General features: G+C 41.6%; 21 protein-coding genes and 1 pseudogene. All 22 read left to right on the top strand.

Translation table 11 applies throughout. The annotated features are described in order from the left end of the window. The first annotated feature begins 292 nt into the window (after positions 1 to 292). Positions 293 to 1,435 (top strand): sensor histidine kinase, encoded by a 1,143-nt coding sequence (locus AAV98_RS04995; protein WP_060664470.1) that lies wholly within the window; start codon positions 293 to 295, stop codon positions 1,433 to 1,435. A 25-nt stretch (positions 1,436 to 1,460) separates the two neighbouring features. Next, positions 1,461 to 2,180 (top strand): response regulator, encoded by a 720-nt coding sequence (locus tag AAV98_RS04990; protein WP_060664469.1) that lies wholly within the window; start codon positions 1,461 to 1,463, stop codon positions 2,178 to 2,180. Positions 2,181 to 2,526: 346 nt separating this feature from the next. After that, a complete protein-coding gene (locus tag AAV98_RS04985; protein WP_060664468.1) occupies positions 2,527 to 3,369 on the top strand; it encodes a DegV family protein in 843 nt (280 codons plus the stop codon). Between the two features lie 536 nt (positions 3,370 to 3,905). Next, positions 3,906 to 5,399, top strand: coding sequence for a DEAD/DEAH box helicase (locus tag AAV98_RS04980; RefSeq protein WP_060664467.1), 1,494 nt, complete (start codon positions 3,906 to 3,908; stop codon positions 5,397 to 5,399). Continuing rightward, positions 5,396 to 6,109: a ComF family protein gene (locus AAV98_RS04975; RefSeq protein ID WP_060664466.1), complete on the top strand. Its 714-nt coding sequence runs from the start codon at positions 5,396 to 5,398 to the stop codon at positions 6,107 to 6,109. Before AAV98_RS04980 ends, AAV98_RS04975 begins: the two co-directional genes overlap by 4 nt. 61 nt (positions 6,110 to 6,170) lie before the next feature. Continuing rightward, positions 6,171 to 6,584, top strand: a complete 414-nt coding sequence (locus AAV98_RS04970; RefSeq protein ID WP_060664465.1) for a TIGR03826 family flagellar region protein — start codon at positions 6,171 to 6,173, stop codon at positions 6,582 to 6,584. A 65-nt stretch (positions 6,585 to 6,649) separates the two neighbouring features. Beyond that, complete coding sequence (gene flgM / locus AAV98_RS04965) at positions 6,650 to 6,910, top strand: flagellar biosynthesis anti-sigma factor FlgM (RefSeq protein WP_060664464.1); 261 nt, start codon at positions 6,650 to 6,652, stop codon at positions 6,908 to 6,910. A 9-nt stretch (positions 6,911 to 6,919) separates the two neighbouring features. Then, positions 6,920 to 7,384 (top strand): flagellar protein FlgN, encoded by a 465-nt coding sequence (locus AAV98_RS04960; RefSeq protein ID WP_060664463.1) that lies wholly within the window; start codon positions 6,920 to 6,922, stop codon positions 7,382 to 7,384. Positions 7,385 to 7,395: 11 nt separating this feature from the next. Continuing rightward, positions 7,396 to 9,258, top strand: a complete 1,863-nt coding sequence (flgK, locus tag AAV98_RS04955) for a flagellar hook-associated protein FlgK (RefSeq protein WP_060664462.1) — start codon at positions 7,396 to 7,398, stop codon at positions 9,256 to 9,258. 9 nt (positions 9,259 to 9,267) lie between these two features. Beyond that, positions 9,268 to 10,146, top strand: coding sequence for a flagellar hook-associated protein FlgL (flgL, locus tag AAV98_RS04950; RefSeq protein WP_060664461.1), 879 nt, complete (start codon positions 9,268 to 9,270; stop codon positions 10,144 to 10,146). Positions 10,147 to 10,322: 176 nt separating this feature from the next. Further along, positions 10,323 to 10,916: a DUF6470 family protein gene (locus AAV98_RS04945; RefSeq protein ID WP_060664460.1), complete on the top strand. Its 594-nt coding sequence runs from the start codon at positions 10,323 to 10,325 to the stop codon at positions 10,914 to 10,916. Positions 10,917 to 10,928: 12 nt separating this feature from the next. Beyond that, a complete protein-coding gene (gene fliW / locus AAV98_RS04940; RefSeq protein WP_060664459.1) occupies positions 10,929 to 11,366 on the top strand; it encodes a flagellar assembly protein FliW in 438 nt (145 codons plus the stop codon). A 15-nt stretch (positions 11,367 to 11,381) separates the two neighbouring features. Then, positions 11,382 to 11,609: a carbon storage regulator CsrA gene (csrA, locus tag AAV98_RS04935; protein WP_060664458.1), complete on the top strand. Its 228-nt coding sequence runs from the start codon at positions 11,382 to 11,384 to the stop codon at positions 11,607 to 11,609. Positions 11,610 to 11,780: 171 nt separating this feature from the next. Further along, positions 11,781 to 14,144, top strand: coding sequence for a flagellin N-terminal helical domain-containing protein (locus AAV98_RS20790; protein ID WP_060664457.1), 2,364 nt, complete (start codon positions 11,781 to 11,783; stop codon positions 14,142 to 14,144). A gap of 161 nt (positions 14,145 to 14,305) precedes the next feature. Further along, positions 14,306 to 14,584 (top strand): annotated as a pseudogene (locus AAV98_RS19845) (transposase); the annotation flags it as partial. A 416-nt stretch (positions 14,585 to 15,000) separates the two neighbouring features. Then, entirely contained in the window at positions 15,001 to 15,201 is a 201-nt protein-coding gene (locus AAV98_RS04925; RefSeq protein ID WP_060664456.1) for a YjfB family protein, read from the top strand. Positions 15,202 to 15,632: 431 nt separating this feature from the next. Next, the gene (gene flaG / locus AAV98_RS04920) at positions 15,633 to 15,980 is read left to right on the top strand and encodes a flagellar protein FlaG (protein WP_060664455.1); all 348 of its coding nucleotides are present in this window, start codon (positions 15,633 to 15,635) and stop codon (positions 15,978 to 15,980) included. A 12-nt stretch (positions 15,981 to 15,992) separates the two neighbouring features. Continuing rightward, positions 15,993 to 17,759, top strand: coding sequence for a flagellar filament capping protein FliD (gene fliD, locus AAV98_RS04915; protein ID WP_060664454.1), 1,767 nt, complete (start codon positions 15,993 to 15,995; stop codon positions 17,757 to 17,759). A gap of 19 nt (positions 17,760 to 17,778) precedes the next feature. Further along, entirely contained in the window at positions 17,779 to 18,180 is a 402-nt protein-coding gene (fliS, locus tag AAV98_RS04910; protein ID WP_060664453.1) for a flagellar export chaperone FliS, read from the top strand. Continuing rightward, the gene (locus tag AAV98_RS04905; RefSeq protein WP_060664452.1) at positions 18,180 to 18,533 is read left to right on the top strand and encodes a hypothetical protein; all 354 of its coding nucleotides are present in this window, start codon (positions 18,180 to 18,182) and stop codon (positions 18,531 to 18,533) included. The genes fliS and AAV98_RS04905 overlap by 1 nt, the downstream gene beginning before the upstream one ends. A 9-nt stretch (positions 18,534 to 18,542) precedes the next feature. Further along, positions 18,543 to 18,929 (top strand): hypothetical protein, encoded by a 387-nt coding sequence (locus tag AAV98_RS04900; RefSeq protein WP_060664451.1) that lies wholly within the window; start codon positions 18,543 to 18,545, stop codon positions 18,927 to 18,929. A 470-nt stretch (positions 18,930 to 19,399) separates the two neighbouring features. After that, positions 19,400 to 19,960, top strand: coding sequence for a ribosome hibernation-promoting factor, HPF/YfiA family (hpf, locus tag AAV98_RS04895; RefSeq protein ID WP_060664450.1), 561 nt, complete (start codon positions 19,400 to 19,402; stop codon positions 19,958 to 19,960).

Below are 19,960 nucleotides of genomic sequence, written 5' to 3'. Positions count from 1 at the left end.
ATTATAAGTGCTGGATGTAAGGACATCAAATAAAATATAGTTCAGAGTTCCTTATAATGGCAAGAATCGACAAAGTTTAATCCGATTGTAATAATAATGTTATACAAGCAAAACTTTAGTCCGATATAATGAAGTGTGGGCAAATTTCGACAGGTACCCCCACAAAGGTTTGGTAGATTTGGAATGATATAGCATATAGTGTCTTCCTTACTTTTGGGTATAATGTACTATAGCGATAAAGGGGTATTCACAATATTCTTTTAAGAATACAGGGTCTTTTGGAGGATGTCCTATGTCTCGGAAAGTTATAAACTCTAAACAATTAGACATGATTATTGAACAGATGGTGAAAACCGTTGAATTAAGCAAGGATGAGATCTTTGAAATTGGGGAAAGTTCCCGTAAAGAATTTGAAAACCTTGGAAAAGAATTAAATGCGGTCAAGCTTGAAGTGGCACAGCTAATCCATAAACAGGACAAACTGGATGTCCAAGTCAGGCATGCAAGAAACCGTCTTTCAGAAGTGAGCAGGCAGTTTAAAAACTATACAGAACATCAAATTAGACAAGCATATGACCATGCACATGAATTGCAGTTGGAGCTTCTTACGATTTCTCAAAAAGAGGCACAGCTCCGAAATCGAAGAAATGAAATAGAACGCAGGTTGTTGAATCTTGAAGAAACCATCACGAAGGCAGATCGCCTTGTAAGTCAGGTGTCCGTGATTTTAAATTATGTCACAGGAGATCTTAAGCAAGTTGGCGAGATGATCGCCGATGCCTCTGAGAAACGTGAGTTTGGTTTTAAAATCATGGAAGCGCAAGAAGAGGAACGCCGACGCCTTTCTCGTGAAATTCATGATGGCCCCGCCCAAATGCTGGCCAATGTCATGATGCGCTCGGATTTGATTGACCGTACTTTCCGGGAGCGAGGTCCAGGAGAGGCGTTATCAGAAATTCGCTCCTTAAAAGTAATGGTGCGCTCCGCTCTATATGAAGTGCGAAGGATTATTTATGATCTTCGTCCGATGGCACTCGACGACCTTGGGTTGGTGCCTACTTTAAAGAAATATATTTCGACTATCGAGGATTATCATAATGGCTATCCACAGATTCAATTTATGAACCTTGGAGTGGAACATCGCATATCCTCCAACCTTGAGGTAGCAGTGTTCCGGCTTGTACAAGAGTCTCTGACAAATGCCATTAAGCATGCTTCGGCAAGCGCCATCTATGTAAAATTGGAAGTAAAACCTACCCATATCATTGTCATCATTAAAGATGACGGAGTAGGATTTGATACGACAGAAAAAAAAGAAAAGTCGTTTGGTTTAATTGGAATGAGAGAAAGAGTAGAACTTATCAGCGGGGAATTGGACATACAGTCCACGTCTGGTAAAGGAACTACAGTTCACATCAAAATTCCGTTAGGCTAAAGATGTATTTGGGAGGATGAGAGGAATGGATACGACAAAAATCGTGATTATTGATGATCATCAGCTTTTTCGTGAAGGAGTTAAACGTATTCTTGATTTTGAAACAAACTTTCACGTGGTGGCAGAAGGTGACGACGGGGAAGAAGCGCTTGACCTGATGGAAAAGCATGCTCCAGACGTCATCATCATGGACATCAACATGCCAAAAGTTAACGGTGTGGAGGCTACAAGACGTCTAGTGGAAGCTAACTCAGAAGCGAAGGTCATCGTATTATCCATTCATGATGACGAAAATTACGTAACACATGCATTGCAAACAGGTGCTCGCGGTTATCTACTAAAGGAAATGGATGCCGATGCTTTGGTGGATGCAGTCAAGGTGGTTGCGAATGGCGGCTCTTATCTTCATCCGAAAGTTACGCACAACCTTGTTAGAGAATATCGTCGTTTAACGGAAAATGGTGTAGGGAGTGGTTCGCGCGGACGTAGTGGAGGCGGATCAACAGCTACAAGCTACCAACAAATCGAGATTCGCCGCCCGCTTCACTTGTTGACACGCCGCGAATGCGAAGTGCTTCAGCTGTTGGCAGACGGAAAGAGCAACAAGGCAATTGGAGAAGCGTTGTTCATCAGTGAAAAAACAGTTAAAAACCATGTAAGTAATATCCTTCAAAAAATGAATGTAAATGACCGTACACAAGCTGTAGTTGTTGCAATCAAGAATGGCTGGGTAGAGGTTAGGTAGCCTTGGGGATTTCGGTCTCCAGGGTTTTTTTGTGGGAGTGGGAACGGTGGCGACAGGGACGACGGGGGAGGCAGGCGAAATTTGTTGGCTTGTGTCGAATGGCCATTATATGGTGTGAATTGGCTAATAAAACAAAAGTTTGGACAATAAAATTAAAGATAAGCTAATAAAACAAAAATTTAGACAATAAATTAAAAATTTGGCAAATAAATTGCAAACTAGGCCTATAAATCGACCCACCACTCACTCTCCCAATAAAAAATAAACAATTGATGAAAGTTAATACCGTTTCATGTACAATCTATAATAGATAACAGAAATACATAGTATAAGGAAGGTCTACAATATGAAAACGGCGATTGTTACAGACAGTACTGCCTACATCCCTACAGAATTACGCGCAAAGCATAATATACATATGATCCCGCTTAATGTTATTTTCGGGAATGAATCGTACCAAGAAGAAGTCGACATCAAAGTAGAGCAATTCTATGAAGAGGTCAAAAACAGCAGAGATCTGCCTTCCACCTCTCAGCCTGCTATTGGCGAATTTGTTTCTCTATTTGAGAAACTCGCAAAGGACTATGACGCCGTTGTGAGTATTCACCTATCAAGCGGCATTAGTGGCACTTATCAAGGGGCTGTGGCTGCAGGTGAAATGGTGGACGGAATCGATGTTTATGCATTTGATTCCGAAATCAGCTGCATGATTCAAGGTTTCTATGCACTAGAAGCAGCAGAAATGGCCGCAGAAGGAAAGTCGCCTGAACAAATTATGGACCGAATGAACATCATGAAAGAATCTGACCGTGCTTACTTCATGGTAGATGACCTTTCTCACTTGCAACGCGGTGGCCGTTTGAGCAGCGCCCAAGCAATTGTTGGAAGCCTATTGCAGGTTAAGCCAGTGTTGCATTTTGTTGATACGAAAATTGTTCCTTTCGAAAAGATTCGTACACGCAAGAAAGCGGTCAAGCGAATTCATGATTTGTTTAATGAGGATGCATCTCTAGGAGTGCCAATGCGAGCATGTGTCATCCATGCAAACCGTGAGGAAGAAGCAGAAGAGATGAAAAGGGAGCTTGAAGAGAAATATCCACATGTGGAGTTTTTCTTGAGCTACTTTGGCCCAGTAATCGGAACGCATTTAGGCGAAGGTGCTTTGGGGCTTGGTTGGTATAAGCGGTAACGTTTCAGGGCTTTGATTGACACAGCATCATCATCATCGAGAGATTGAAAAGACATCAGGAGCAGTGGATTGCTTGGGGTGTCTTTTTTGTGTTTGTTGCGGTTTGAATTGGATATGGATTAGAACGGGCTAAGGGGCTCTGTTACCATTTGAAAGGAAAAGGAAATAGAACGGGCTTAGAGAAGGCATCTCAGTGACCGATTGCAAGAAAAAAGCAACAAAACGGGAGTAGAGAAGGCGTCTCAGTGACCGTTTCAAAAAATAAGCCAACAAAACGGGAGTAGAGAAAGCGTCTCAGTTACCGTTTGCAAGAAAAAAGCAACAAAACGGGAGTAGAGAAGGCGTCTCAATGACCGTTTTAAGTAAAAAGCCAACAAAACGGGAGTAGAGAACGCCTCTCTGTTACCGTTTCAGTAATAAGCCAACAAAATGGGGGTAGAGAAAGCATCTCAGTGACCGTTTCAAATATAAAGCCAATAAAACAGGCAGAGAGAACTCTGTCTTTTGCCATAATTCATCCCCAAAGGAGGAAACCAATGCTTTTCACCAGAACAACAAATAACTTATTAAAAATAGCCAATCAAAAATCCGAACTCACCAAAAGAATCTCTGAATTCCCCTCTATTCCTCACCCCCCCATCCAGGAAACCTTCCCATTCAATCCCAACCTCCAACACTTCCTATCTGGAAAGCGGCTTCTAACAGACGAACTCCCATTTAACCAAGACACTCTCCAAACACATTTTCAAAAAGGATACATAAATCTCGATTATGGAGTCCATTCCACTAAATCAGAAACTAAATGCAATCGATGCGGAAACAAGGATCTAAGCCTGTTTGCTTCGTTTGACTGTGCGCGGTGTCACCAATCGTGCACCTATTGTCGTCATTGCATTATGATGGGACGGGTTAGTGAGTGTACTCCGCTCATCGCCTGGAGTGGACCATTGCCTCGCGCAACTAAACCAAGCGTAAAGCTCTCGTGGGACGGCACCCTCTCCAAAGGTCAGCAACTCGCCTCCAACAAAGTCGTGGAAGCAATCGAAAACAACACATCTCTCTTAGTCTGGGCAGTATGCGGTGCAGGAAAAACCGAGGTTCTTTTTAAAGGAATTGAAACCGCACTAAATAAAGGAGGGCGCGTTTGTATCGCAACTCCGAGAACGGATGTCGTGTTAGAACTATCTCCGAGGTTAAAGCAAGCTTTTCCTGACATTGAAGTCGCCACGCTTTATGGTGGCAGCGAGGATCGAACGAAAAACGCGCAGCTCACCATTGCCACGACACACCAACTACTTCGCTATTACCGCGCTTTTAATACACTCATCATAGACGAGGTCGATGCTTTTCCTTACAACATGGATCCGACGCTTGAGTATGCCGCGAACCAGGCACGAAAAGAAAAAGGAAGCCTGATCTACTTAAGTGCCACTCCCTCGAAAAAAATGCAACGAGAAGTCCGTACAAATAAACTAGAATATGCGGTGATTTCAGCCAGATATCACAAACACCCTCTGCCTGTACCAACCATGGAGTGGTGTGGGAAATGGGAAAAGCGAATGAAAAAAGGCATGCTTCCGATGAATGTCCGAAATTGGGTGAGAAAGTATATGGAGAATGGAAGCCCCATATTTTTGTTTGTTCCTAATATTGCTGTCTTAGAAAAAATTACCGAGATCTTTGCAAAGGAATACGGTGAGTTAGTTGCAAGTGTTCATGCAAAAGACAAGCAACGAAAACGGAAAGTTTCAGCTTTCCGGGAAGGGAATATTAAAATGCTGGTGACTACAACGATTTTGGAAAGGGGAGTGACGGTAGCAGACGTTCAAGTAGGAGTGCTTGGAGCGGAGGATGACGTCTTCACGGAAAGTGCTCTTGTACAAATAGCCGGAAGAGTTGGCCGCAGCAGTCAATATCCAAGCGGAGATGTCCGCTTTTTTCACTATGGCAAGACAAATGATATGATTGCCGCCGTTGATCAGATAAGAAAAATGAATTATCAAGCGCGGAAGGGAGGCTTTTTTCAATGAATAATTGCTTGATTTGTCATGGTGATGTTTCTTCTTCGTTTGGGTGGGGCACATTCTTAGGTTTACAAAAGCCTAATCTTGTTTGTGGAGAATGTGAAAATGCCTTTCAAAAAATTACAGGGGAGGTCTGTAGGATTTGCGGCCGTGAATGGGCAATAGTGGCAACAGAAAACCGTCATGGCGATCTCTGTTCCGACTGTTTCAGGTGGGAACACGATTCAACTACAGCTGGTTTGCTTCAACAGAACAGGTCAGTTTACCATTACAATGATCATATGAAAGATGTGTTAGCCAAATATAAATTCCGCGGTGATGCTGAATTGGCTCAAGTTTTTAGGAGAGTGTTCCGCCAAACATTTGAAGCGAAATGGAATAAAGAGAGTCCAATTCTTGTCCCCATACCCTTAAGTGCAGATAGGGAATATGAGCGCGGCTTCAATCAGTCATTTTTACTGGCAGAGCTTTTGCCGGGCAAACCAGAAGAGTTACTCGCCAAAACCAGCTCAGAAAAGCAATCAAAAAAAGCACGATGGGAGAGGCTAGATCGGGAAAATACGTTCTTTGTCCCAGACCCTAAACCAGTAAAAGGTAAAAGCATCCTCCTCATCGACGACATCTACACGACAGGTACAACCGTACGCATGGCGGCGAAGGTTCTTAAAGAAGCCGGTGCCAACGATATTTCCTCCTACACACTTGTTCGCAGTTAACATTTTCAAAACTCTTACGATATAAAGGATAAGAATTCATTGCTCGAAAGGGAGTTGCGTTATGTCTCAACTAGATAATTGCCCAAGCTGCGGTCAGATTTATGTGAAAAATGCGTTTCGAGAAGTCTGTGAAACGTGCTATAAAGAAGAGGAAGCGAAATATCAGACTGTTTATAAATACATCCGCCAACGTGAAAACAGGACGGCATCAATGGAACAAGTGGTGGAAGGTACGGGAGTAGAGGAATATCTGATTATTAAGTTCATAAGAAAAGGTCGTATACAACTGGTTCATTTTCCGAATTTAGGGTATCCTTGCGACCGTTGTGGTAGGATTATTAGGGAGGACAAGCTCTGTCAGGGCTGTAAGAAAGATATACACGGGCAGCTTTCTCAATTAGAGCGCGAAGAGGAAAGAAAACGGGCTATTCGTGAAGAAGGAAAAACATACCACGTTATAAATAAGAAGTTTTAATAAACATTCTGGCCTTTGTGCCGATAAAAAAGATAGACAAACTGTTCGGAAGGAAGGGATTTTTAATGAAGATTAATAATTTAGGACCTTCAGGGATTAATCCTTATAAAAATCAAATGAAACAGCAACAAGCTGCTAAAACGAACCAAACTAAAAGCGATCAAGTAGAAATTTCGAGTAAAGCAAAAGAACTGCAAGAACGCTCCCAGTTCGCGGAAGCTCGTCAGGAAAAAGTTGCAAAAATGAAAATTTCTGTAGAAAACGGCACCTATCAAGTTGACTCGAAAGCAGTTGCCAATAAGATGATCGATTACTATTCCAAATAAGGAGATATTATGTCCATTCCAACCATCCTAACCATACTTGAAAAGATGCTTACCTTGCATGCCTACCTTTATGAACTCACGGTGCGGAAAGAAGAAATTGTAAAGGCAAACAAGGTAGAAGAACTACAACAGATTACAAGAGAAGAAAAGCAATATACAAGAGCGATTGTCCGGCTAGAGAAGCAACGAGCGGAACTGTCAGAGGGAAAAACGGTAACGGAGCTTGCAGAAATGAGCACCCCGACCGAAAAACAGGCACTGCTTGATCTAAAAGCAGAGCTCACTGAAACGATTGGCAACATTCAAAAGCAAAATGAGCTCAATCAACTTTTACTTGAGCAATCCTTGCAATTTGTCACGATGACCTTGAATACCTTAAATCCGCAGCCTAGTGCGGTAAACTACGAGAAACCTGCGAATACGAAGAAAAGTGTCAGTGCCCCAGCGCGCTCGCTGTTCGATTCAAGAGCTTAGGAGGAACAACCATGCGTTCAACATTTCATAGTCTCGAAGTTGCGAGACGTGGTCTGGTTACCCAGCAAACTGCCCTTCAGACGGTTGGTCATAATATTGCCAATGCCAACACTCCAGGTTACACAAGACAAAGAGTAAATTTTGTCCAAACAGAACCTTACCCACCAGCCTCCATGAACCGCCCCCAAATACCGGGGCAAACGGGGACAGGGGTAGAGGCAGGCAGCATCCAGCGAGTGAGGGAGAGTTTCCTGGATATCCAATATCGAGGGGAGAACACTAAGCTTGGTTATTGGGAAGCAAGGGCTGATTCGTTGGAAAAGATGGAAGAGATCATGAATGAGCCGTCAGAAACCGGTCTTTCAACTACTTTAGACCGCTTTTGGCAGGCCTTTCAAGACTTAGCTGTTAATCCTACTAATGCAGGTGCCCGGTCTGTAGTGAGGCAACGAGGGTTGGCCGTTGCGGAGACGTTCCGTTTTCTATCCGATTCCCTATCATCGGTTAAAGGCGATATCAAAAACGAGATGGACGTTACACTGAAGCAAGTGAACGCTCTTAGCCAGCAAATTAACAACGTGAACAAACAGATAGGTGAGATTGAGCCCCATGGTTATCTCGCAAACGATCTTTATGATGAAAGGGATCGTTTGGTAGACGAGCTCTCCCAGCTTGTTAATATTAAAACATCAAAAGTGGGGGCTGGCGGAAGTCCAAGTGCCCTTGCGGAAGGTAAGCAAACAATTGATTTAGTTGATGAATCGGGTCGCACAATCGGCAATCTTGTCGATGCTTCAAGTTTAAGAGTGAACAGCCTATCCCTTGAGTTCCGAGCTGATACTGGCCTGGTGGACGGCTACAGGCTTGGAGATACAAGCTTCGGAATTGGCAGTATGCAGGCTTCAGGAAAGTTGCGTGGATTGATTGATTCCTACGGGTTCATGGAAGGCAATGCAGAAAAGGGGCTTTACCCTGATATGCTAAACCACCTTGATACAATCTCCTATGAATTTGCACAAGAGATTAACAGGGTTCATGAATCTGGTTGGAGCATTTCGAGCATGGAAACGGGAGAGCATACAACGTTTAAATTTTTCGAGTTTAAAAATACTGATATCACCTCTGATAACAAAAAGAATGCAGCAAAACTCTTCACTGTTTCAACGGATATCGTTAAGTCTCTAGACAATATAGCTGCTTCTGGTTATAACAAGGGAATCATTACGACTGGAGAATTTCATGGTTATAACGGCGTGGAGAATGTCTCAGTTACCGTACAGTCCACTGTTGATGCCGCTGGTGTTCAGCAGTTTACTTATACAGTATATGATGCTGCACAGTCACCGAAACAAGAGCTAAAGACATCGGGGAATTTTGCTAGTTTGAAAGAGCTTGGGGAAAGCTTATCGGAAGAGTTTGTGGATCCAAGCGGAAACCCTTCTGTAAATTTTAATCTAGATAAAGTTCGTTTGGAAGATGTATCAAAAGGTAACTTTATTGCGGTAGACATCCCAAAAGTTGGTCAGGTCGGTGGTCGCGTTGGGGACGGAAGCAATGCGGTAGCCTTGGCAGAGGTAAAAGCACGTTCCCTTCAGCTAAATGGTGTTTCTACTACCTTCCAAAACTATTACGAAAGCGTAATCGGTGGTTTGGCGGTAGATGCTCAGGAAGCAAACCGACTTTCCTACAACAGTGAAACATTGAGACTATCAGTCGACCAGCGTCGTCAATCAGTAAGTGGTGTGTCGCTTGATGAAGAAATGACGAGCATGATTCAGTATCAACATGCATACAATGCTTCAGCTCGAATGATCACGTTAACGGACGAACTCTTAGATAAAATAATAAACGGCATGGGAATAGGCGGAAGGTAGGTTAGATAGATGCGAGTGACACAAAGCATGCTGACACAGAACTCTCTGCGTCAATTGAGTACAAGCTACAGTAAAATGGGCAAGTTTATGGAACAGCTTTCTACAGGTAAAAAGATTTCCAAGCCATCCGATGACCCAGTCGTTGCGATGAAGGGGATGTATTACCGTACAAACCTGACAGAGCTTGAGCAATACAAACGTAACTTAAGTGAATCCTATTCTTGGATGGAGAACTCGGAAGCGGCATTGGATCATGTGCAAAGCGTAATGCATCGAACGAGGGAACTGGTAGTTCAGGGAGCGAATGGCACGTACTCGCCTGAGGACCGTAAAGCTATCGGGAAAGAAATTGAGCAATTGAAACATGATTTTGTACAGGTAGCGAATACTCAAGTCGCAGGGAAATATATCTTTAATGGAACAGCGATTGATAAGCCACGTATTACAGACGCGAATGATCCAACTTCTGTAAGCACAGAAAACGAAGCCTTTGAAATTGAAGTATCTCGTGGTATCAAGCTACAGTCCAATATCAATACAGATAATGTGTTCAGTAAGGATATGATGGAAATCTGGAACGGTTTGCAAACAGCTTTTGAAACAGATGATGTCAATGCCCTAAAAGACTTGATGGGTAAATTTGATGAGAAAGCAGATATCATTTCAGCCGAACGTTCGGAGCTAGGTGCCCGATATAACCGGTTGGAGATGGTGGACAACCGCATCGGGTATCAAGAAGTGGTCGCGACACGTATCTTGTCTGATAATGAGGATGCGGATATTGAGAAAGTTATTACAGAGTTGACGTCGCAGGAAAGTGTGCACCGTGCTTCGCTTGGCGTGGGTGCGCGGGTCATTCAGCCTTCGTTGTTGGATTTTTTAAGGTAGGGTGAGGAACTGTCTTGGAGGGAGCTGTTTGATGGCAGTTGTTTCTGGGACAGTTTTTTGGTATGTGGTGATACGTCGCTATTCATTTCCGAGCGAGACTTGACATTTTGCGGGCGTTGCTTAAAGTTTCTAATTTTTTTAGAATATAAAAAACCTTTAAAGAAATGGGTGATTACATGCTTTTTCCTCAAATTCGGATGCAATCCACTTTTGCACAAACGGAGCTTCAGATTCAGAAACCTGTTCAACAAATCGAGCAACCTAGTGCAGAGTTGAGCATTGAGCAACCGAAGGCGGAGTTAACGATGCAGCGGACGCCTTCAAGGTTGACTATTGATCAGACGCAGGCGAGAGCGGATATGGATTTGAAAAGTGTGGGAAGAAGAATTGAGGAAGCGGCACAGCTTGGACGTCAGGATTGGTTGGAGGGTATTGCACGGGTTGCACAGGATGGCAATGAACTCATGCGAATAGAAGATGGCGACGGAGCAATCGCTCGTCAATCAAAGCGGAATAGTGAAGGCCCGCCAAAAGAATTCAATATCGGCTGGATTCCGTCTCACTTTAGTGTGAAAATTGATTATGAACCTGGCAGGGTGGACATTGATGTGCAAGAACGAAAGCCTGTGATTGATGCGAAAATAAACAAGCCGTTTCAAGAGTACACACCTGGTTCCGCTCAGGTTAGGCTCGCCAACTATCCATCATTAGAGATAGACTTCGAAAACCTGCGCCACGCTGGCACAGGCGGTTACGAACAAAAAATATAAGGTTGTGAAACGATGAAAATAGAAACGAAGTATCACGGTTTGATAGAAGTGCAGGAAAAAGAAGTAGTAAAGTTCCCGAATAGTCTACCGGGATTCCTAGAAGAGAAGGAATTCACGGTTATTCCTTTTTCGGAGGAAGGAACGTTTTTTATATTGCAGTCTACAAAAACACCAGAACTCGGTTTTGTCTTGACCAATCCATTCAAATTCTACCCCGACTATGATTTTAATCTGGAAAACCAGGCGGTGGATGTGCTTGATCTCGATGATGCTGCAGATGTAAATGTCTATACGGTTCTCACGATGGCTAATCAATTCCATGATACAACTGCCAATTTACAGGCGCCTGTTGTGATTAATGTTAAGAAGAAGCTTGGAAAACAAGTAATACTTACAGGAAGCCCTTATCAAACCAAACACAAACTTTTTTCTGAAGCACAAAATAAATAGAGAGGAGGAGACAGCATGCTAGTACTAACCCGTAAAATAGAAGAAGCAATTAAAATTGGAGATGACGTCGAGTTAACCGTTCTAAGCATTAACGGTGACCAGGTAAAGCTAGGCATCCAAGCACCAAAGCATATCGAGATACATAGAAAAGAAATTTACCTTTCCATCCAGGAAGAAAACAACGCTGCATCCCACTCCTCTCTGGATCTGCTGCAAGCTTTAAGCAACGAACTAAAAAAATAAAATAATTTGTAAAAATTTCTCTCCAACCCTATAAAAAGTTGTCGAGACAGGTCGATATAAATTATGTAAGCAGTTAGACGCAAAGGGCGGCCGACTTTTATCCTAGCTGCAAATCCAACACCGATGACACAAGGACGTGAAATCGGCGACAACTCAAGGAGGAAAATTGTAATGAGAATTAATCACAATATTGCTGCGTTAAACACGTACCGTCAGTTGAATAGTGCTTCAACTGCTCAAGGTAAATCAATGGAGAAGTTATCTTCTGGTCTTCGTATCAACAAAGCTGGAGATGACGCTGCTGGTCTAGCAATCTCTGAAAAAATGCGTGCACAAGTACGTGGATTAGACCAAGCTTCTAAAAATGCTCAAGACGGTATTTCAATGATTCAAACAGCTGAAGGTGCATTAAACGAAACGCATGATATTCTTCAACGTATGCGTGAACTTGCAACTCAGGCATCAAATGATACTAATACAGTAGATGACCGTGGAGAAATTCAAAAAGAAATTAACCAATTAACTTCTGAAATTAACCGTATTGGTAACACTACTGAGTTTAATACTAAAACTTTATTAAACGGTGATTTTGAATTTAAAGCAGCAACTGCTGGTTCTACAAAAGCAACGGTAGCACTAGATAACACTACTGTAATTACAAATCAAGAAACTGCTGCTGCAGTAACAAGTGGAACTTTCGGTGGTGGTGGTGTAACAGCTGCTAAAGATACAGCAGCAACAGCTACAGGTACAATTGATGCTGATAATATTGCTATTACTACTAATAATAATGAGTTAACTTTAAAAGTAGATGGTACAGAATTTAACATAGAATTTACAGCAACAGCTGTGAATGCTGATGATGTTATAACAGAAATTAATACTAGATTAGCAACTGCTGGAGCTACTGCAAGCTTCGATAGCACAACTGGTAAACTTTCAATTAAATCTGATACTTTAGGTAGTGGTGGGTCAGTTGAAATTCTTGGTGGTAACTTTGCTACAGAATTCTTAAGTGGGACTGTAGCAGGTATTTCACATACAGAAGGTAAAGATGCTGGAGATGTGTGGGTTCATGGAGATGTTGCGGCTGAAGTAACTGGTGGACTTTCACTTACTGATGGCGCAACTGGAACGCTTAACGGGACTTCAATAGCAGTTGCAAGTGGTAACAACGAACTTACTGTTACAATTGACGGAACACAAAAAACTCTTACATTAAGTGACCAAACTTATAATGGTACTGCTGGTAATGATACAAAAGATTTATTAACAGACTTGAATGCTGCACTTAGTACTGCATTCGGTTCACAAGCGGGTACATTCTCTTTAGATTCTGGAAATAAACTTGTATTAACTTCTGCAACGTCAGGAACTGCTAGTGATGTATCGATTGATGGAGGGAATTTAGCAGATAAATTATTTGATGTATCTGCAAATAGAACTACTCAACAAAGACAAGCTAATAACAGCACACTAACACTAACTTTAGATGGTGCAACATCACCAACTGATATTACTATTGCTCAACAAACATACCAAGATTTAGATGAGTTTATTACTGTTAACCAAAATGCATTTAATACTGCTGGACTAAAGGCAGAGGCTGATGGTGGAAAACTTAAACTTATTTCAACTACTGATGGACAAGAAAAATCAATTTCTGATATTGTTGCTAATGACCTTACTAAGCAAATTGGACTTGTTAATGCTGACGGTACAGCATTGAGTACAGGTAACTTTGTAAATGGTACAGATGGTAACTTTAAGTTGGATTTTAAAATTGATGGAGGTTCTACAACTTATACAGCTTCTATTCAACAAGGAACTTATGCTGATAAGGATGTACTAGCGGCAGCAGTAGCATCTGCTATGAATAAAGCTTTAGAAGATGCTGGAGTTGCTGGAAGCGTATCAGCATCAGTTGATAGCGAAGGTAAGCTTCAGGTTACAAGCAATAAAGAAGGCGCAAGCAGTAAAGTTGAAATTTTATCAAATTCAGATGCTGATGCTGCTGATATCTTAAAGTTAGATGGATCTCATACTGAGGGAACTGGTACTGCTCAAGAGGCTGCGGAACTTTCTTTCCAAATTGGTGCAAACCAAGGACAGTCAATGGCACTAAGTATAAGCGATATGCGTGCTAGTGCTTTAGGTATTACTGGGTCAGGTAATGGTTTCTCAGGATCTGATAATGTAACAAATGGTACAAATAATGTAACAAATGAAAAGGCATTAGATGTAACAACAGCAGAAAATGCATCAAATTCTATTAAAGTATTAGATGAAGCTATTAAAAAAGTTTCTGGTGAGCGTTCTAAGCTTGGGGCGAACCAAAACCGTCTAGAACACACAATCAACAACTTAAACACATCTTCTGAAAACCTAACTGCTGCTGAATCTCGTATCCGTGACGTAGATATGGCGAAAGAAATGATGACTCAAACTAAGAATTCTATTCTTTCTCAAGCAGCACAAGCAATGTTGGCTCAAGCTAACCAACAACCACAAGGAGTTCTACAACTTCTTCGTTAATCTTAATTTGAAGAAGAGTTGGCAATTACGCCAACTCTTTTTTAGCTAATTAAAAATCTTACGTATTGGTTTTGGCTTTTGATATTTAATAAAACCTACGTTTGTAGCTTTTCTCTTGGGCTTACTCGTTTTTAAGCCATCTAAAATTGTTTATACCTTGTGGGCTCTCAATACGAGAACATAGTTCCGGCAAATTCAAAGGCAAACGAGAATCTCCAAATGGGGACGAAGTCGTTTAAGAAGAGCACTCTATTTAGCAATTCGCCCAATGGTTGCCCATAACACTACATTTAAAGCCTTGCACCAGTATTACACCAAGCGAGCAGACCGCCAGATTAAACAGCAACATTCAGTCACTCATTGCATTGTGTTGTAAGTTATTACGAGTGTTGTTTGTGATTCGCAATAAGAAATGTGAATTTGATGGCATCATATTGTAAAGAGAAATACCTCAAATTAATGAACTACAGGCTGCATAAGCCTATAATCTTACTACAGTTTAATCTTGTATATATCTCAGCTACAAACACCACTAGTACAGAGTTGGAGCTTATTTATTCCATCCGGGCAACAGACCCAGCATATATCCAACCTCCAGCTCATGGATACGCAGGACGAAGGAATGTATGGCACTATCCCGAGAGATATGAGAGGGTTAGCGACCGTGACTTTGTGTAGATACCTTAGCACGGTTATATATTCTTTACCAACTAATCCAGTTTGGTTGATAGGATGGCCCTACTCTGTAAATATCAGAAAGATATTCAATTTCTATCCATTCTTGTTGGTGAGTCTACTACTTGGTGTTTTTGATAAACTGAGAATACGTGAGTATTCAGGTAGAGGGAGGAATTAGATGGATATTGCAATGCTTTCGATGGCATTGAGTCAAAGCCAGGTTCAGGATCAAGCTTCAATTTCGGTTATGAAAAAAGCAATAGGAAATACTGAGCAACAAGGCGAGGCTATAAGAACATTATTGAACTCAAGCAATGTTTCACAGGCTCCTCAACAAATACATCCGCATTTGGGTAGATCTGTTGATGTTAAGTTGTAAATGATATTAATCAACTTTGGAAATCCTATTTGTTAATGGGGTTTCCTTTTAATTGAAAAAGATAATCAGGTAACACACTTTGACTATTAATATACCAAGCAAATCCTGAATATATTTCATATCTAATATGTCATTCAGGTCCCAACATGCAAGGGCTTTTGAGTTTAAAGTTCTTTCTAGTAAAGGGAAAAGGTATTTTATGTTCTGGTTCCATGTAGTTGCCTGTTAAATGGGAAACAATTTCTTTTGCAAGTATTGCTAATAAGTTATTAATTACGTCTCACTTTATCCCTCTTTGGTATACTTACACTTTTCTTTATACCCCATAATCTAAAAAAACATATCATTTATATAATTTAACCAATCCCCTTTATTTCTTTTCTTCCTTACCGATAATACTACTAGAGTAACTTTTCACGGAGGGGACCCGTATGCACATTTCGCCAATTGGAGGCGGCAGCTTAGATCTCACAACTAGAACGCAAGCTCAAGGAGCAGTTTCAACAAAGGTAGATGATTCTATCAAGGAAGCAAAGCAATCTCATCCCGAAGAGAACAGACGTCATATGGAGATGATTGTGGAGGGCATGAATGATTTTATGAAGCCCATGAACGTGTCCGTTCGTTTTGAGTTGCATGATGAGTTGAATGAATACTATGTGACGGTGGTGGATGTTGCCACTGATGAGGTTTTACGGGAGATTCCTTCTAAAAAGTTTTTGGATATGTATGCGGCGATGACCGAGTATATGGGGTTGTTTGTCGATAAAAAGATTTAGGTGGTGAAGGATATGCGCTTAACTGGATTTCAGAGTGGGTTGGATATAAATCAGATGGTCAGTGATTTGATGAAGGCCCAGCGTATGCCGATGAATAAACTGACACAGCAGAAACAGCTGTTGGAGTGGAAACGGGATGACTACCGCGAAACGAATAGATTGCTGAATGATTTTAGAAACCTATCTTTTGATATGACTCTGCAGAGAAATTACTCACAGAAGAATGTAACTTCTAGTAATGACAAGGTTACAGCTACTGCCAGTTCTTCTGCTTCGAATGTTTCATATACACTTTCGGATGTAACGATTGCGAAAGTGGCTACAAATTCATTCACTTCTTCAGCGATGAAAGATGCTACAACCAAGCTGGATGTAACAACAAGCTTGTGGGAGCAACGGGATAAGTTTGGGAACTTCCAGACAAAAACTGTCTCAGACGCTACTGTAGCTAATGGAGAATCCACTTTTTCTTTAGGAGGAAAAGTAGATGCGAACGGTCTAAATTTAATTACTGTTCGAATGGCAGATGGTTCCACGCTGGTTGATTATGAGGTCATTACCAGCTCTGCAAGTGACATTGTCGGGAACCAAGTCTATCTAAATCAAGAAACAGGGGAATTTACTTTTGCATCCGCATTTACCGAGGATGTGACAGTAGAGCCGATAAATGTTGCAGCCTATGACTTTGGATTTAAGATAACAACTTATAACCAGGCAGGAGAAGCGGTACCACAAACTTTCTCCTTTAATGGCAATCAATCAATGGATGATGTTGTGAAAGAAATCAATAATTCCACCCTCGGCCTTACTGCTTTTTATGATGAATTTAAAGGTGGATTGGTTATTGCAAAAAGAGAAGCCGGATCCTTTAATCCCTCTGCTGCTGGGAAAGAAATCGAATTCGAAGGGGATTTTTTAACGGGTGTCATGAACCTTGATCAAGCGGCAGAAACGGGAGGGACACCTGCTATTGTAACCATCAATGGAGTAGTGACAGAAAGGAATTCCAACACATTTTCCATTAATGGCGTCACTTTCACGTTGAAAGAAGATATGCCTGGACAAACTGCCGTCATTAACGTTGCAAATGACACAGACAAAACCTTTGATGCGATAAAAAACTATATCACTAAATATAATGAACTACTAGAAAAAATTAATGAAAAAACAGGCGAGCCAGTTTATCGTGATTATAAGCCGCTATCTGAAGAGGAAAAGGAATCCTTGTCAGAAAAACAGATCGAACAATGGGAAGAGAAAGCGAAAAGCGGGTTACTGCGGAATGATTCCATCCTCTCATCCGGTTTAGGGAAAATGAGATTTGCTTTGTATCAGTCTGTATCTGGTTTAACAGGACAATATGACCAGCTTGCTCAGCTTGGTATAACAACAAGCTCGAATTACCGTGATAAAGGAAAACTAATCATTGATGAAGATAAGTTAAAAGCGGCAATTTCAACAGACCCAAATTCTGTTATGCAAATGTTTACCTCCAACGGGGAAAACGGAACCGGACTTGGGATTGCCCGTAAACTACGTGATGCAGCGGAATCCACCATAACCGGCATTGAAGCTCGCGCTGGTAACGGAACACGAACCGCTCAACAATATACCATCGGCCGAGAGCTACTAAACGTAGATCAACGTATTTCAGCATTTGAACGCCGTATGCAAACAGTAGAAGATCGCTACTGGCGCCAATTTACTGCTATGGAAAAAGCGATAGGACAATCAAACCAACAATCCATGCAATTAATGAGCCAATTTTTTAGTGGCTGATAACAAGGAGTGAACAACTATGGCAATGAAGAACCCCTACCAAGCCTACCAGCAAAACTCCGTCAACACCGCAACGCCCGGTGAGCTGACGTTAATGCTTTACAATGGGGCTATTAAGTTTATGAAGCTAGCCAAAAAGGGAATGGAAGACAAGAATATCGAAATGAAAAACACGAACCTGATCAAGGCGCAGAAAATTGTTCAGGAACTGATGGTTACATTGGATTCGAGTCATGATGTCGGGAAGTCGATGATGACGATGTATGATTATATGAACCGCCGTCTGATTGATGCGAATCTGAAGAATGATTCATCCATTGTGGACGAAGTGGAAGGTCTTATGATGGAGTTCCGTGATGCTTGGAAACAAGTTATTCAATCAAGTCGACAGCAAGCATTTACCCAAGGTGGACAGGCGTAATGAACTTCGTTGAAAGCCTCGATAAAGTCACAACGCATCTTTTGACGTTACTGGATGGACCTTTACCAGCCGAAGAGAGCCGTGACGCTTTCTTGGAAGAGATTGATAAAGTGTTGCAAATCAGAGATTCTTTGCTTCAACAGCTAGCTCCACCTTTTTCAGAGGCAGAAATGGTACTCGGTCAAAAGGTGGCCGTTGCCAGTCAACAGGTAACCCCAAAGCTTGAAATATTTCATAAACAGTTAAAGCAAGAGTGGGCCCAAATCCAGCAATCCAAAAAGACTGCTAAGGCATATGGGCAAGCATACAGCTCTCCGACAGCAGACGGCATGTATTATGACAAAAGAAACTAGGTGTACAGGATGGCGGATTTGAAGGAAGGTGAATTTTACTTATTAAAGACATATAATACTCTACTTGAAACGGTGGAGGAAGCCTTCGACTATTTAAGCGATGAAAAACGTAATACCTCTACATCTGTCACGCGCCAAATGGTGCTGGACAGTTACGAGGCAATCGGTAAAATTGCAGAAGCGCACGTGAATCTGGTACTTCTTTTTGAAAAAAATGAAGATGCTCTTCAGGTTATCGCCCAATTTGGTGAACTTGTGGATGAACTAGAACAAATCGGCCATTTCGAACAAAACACTGCACCTGAAAAAGAAGCATTACAAACCTTTATCAAACCAGCATACGAAACCTGGAAAAACCAAATTCAACACCATATCCTCCCCCACATCGCCCACTAACCCTCCAAAATTTTGGAGGGTTTTTATTATCTACTTTAGTGAAAGGGATAAATAAGTACATTTAAACACCCCCTGTTTCCTGAAGTGCAGGGTGTTCGACTCCAGCGGGAGAGCAAAGGTTGGTTGAGACCCCGCAACGAAGTGAGGAGGCTCAAGCACCTTCCCGCGGAAAGCGAACACCCGGAACGAAAGGAAACAGAAGTTAAAGAGAATTCTTCATTTTTTCATGAAAGTTTTTTTATCCCCGCGCATATACTTGTTTCACCCCACTAAAACAAGCCAAACTAACCCCCTTTCACAAATTCTTAATAAATCTTTTACGTTTAAGCAGGAATTCTGTTGGGTATTGTAGAAATATGTTTACATAAGCTTCACGCAAGCTTAACCTTTCTTTTCTAAGAAAGGAAATGTAGGCAGATTGTTTGGATGCATGATAAATCCAAACAGGAACAAAAGGAGGAGTTCGATTTATGAAGTACAACGTACGTGGTGAAAACATTGAGGTAACTCCAGCAATCCGAGATTATGTAGAAAATAAGATCGGAAAGATTGAACGCTATTTTGATTCCACAGACAATGCAGAATGCAAAGTAAATCTGAAAGTCTACAACAACCAACAAAAAATTGAAGTGACCATTCCTATGACAGGCCTAGTGTTACGTGCTGAAGAAAGTCACGATGATCTCTATGCAGCGATAGACCTTGTCGTAGATAAACTAGAGCGACAAATAAGAAAACATAAGACAAAGGTCAACCGTAAGCTTCGCGATACTGGTTCACCTAAATACTTATTTAACGAAGTGATTGATAACGGAGCACCAACTCATGTGGCAGTAGCAGATGAAGAGGACGAAGCAGATTTGGTTCGTACAAAGCGTTACAACTTGAAACCTATGGACAGTGAAGAAGCAATCCTGCAGATGAATTTGCTGGGCCACAGCTTCTTCGTATTCTTAAACGCTGCGACAAATGAAACGAATGTCGTGTATAAGCGAAATGATGGAAAATATGGATTGATTGAATCTTATTAA

Source organism: Bacillus sp. CHD6a (genome assembly GCF_001293645.1).
Classification (GTDB): Bacteria; Bacillota; Bacilli; order Bacillales; family Bacillaceae_I; genus Sutcliffiella_A.
This window is presented reverse-complemented; position numbering and strand designations above follow the sequence as displayed.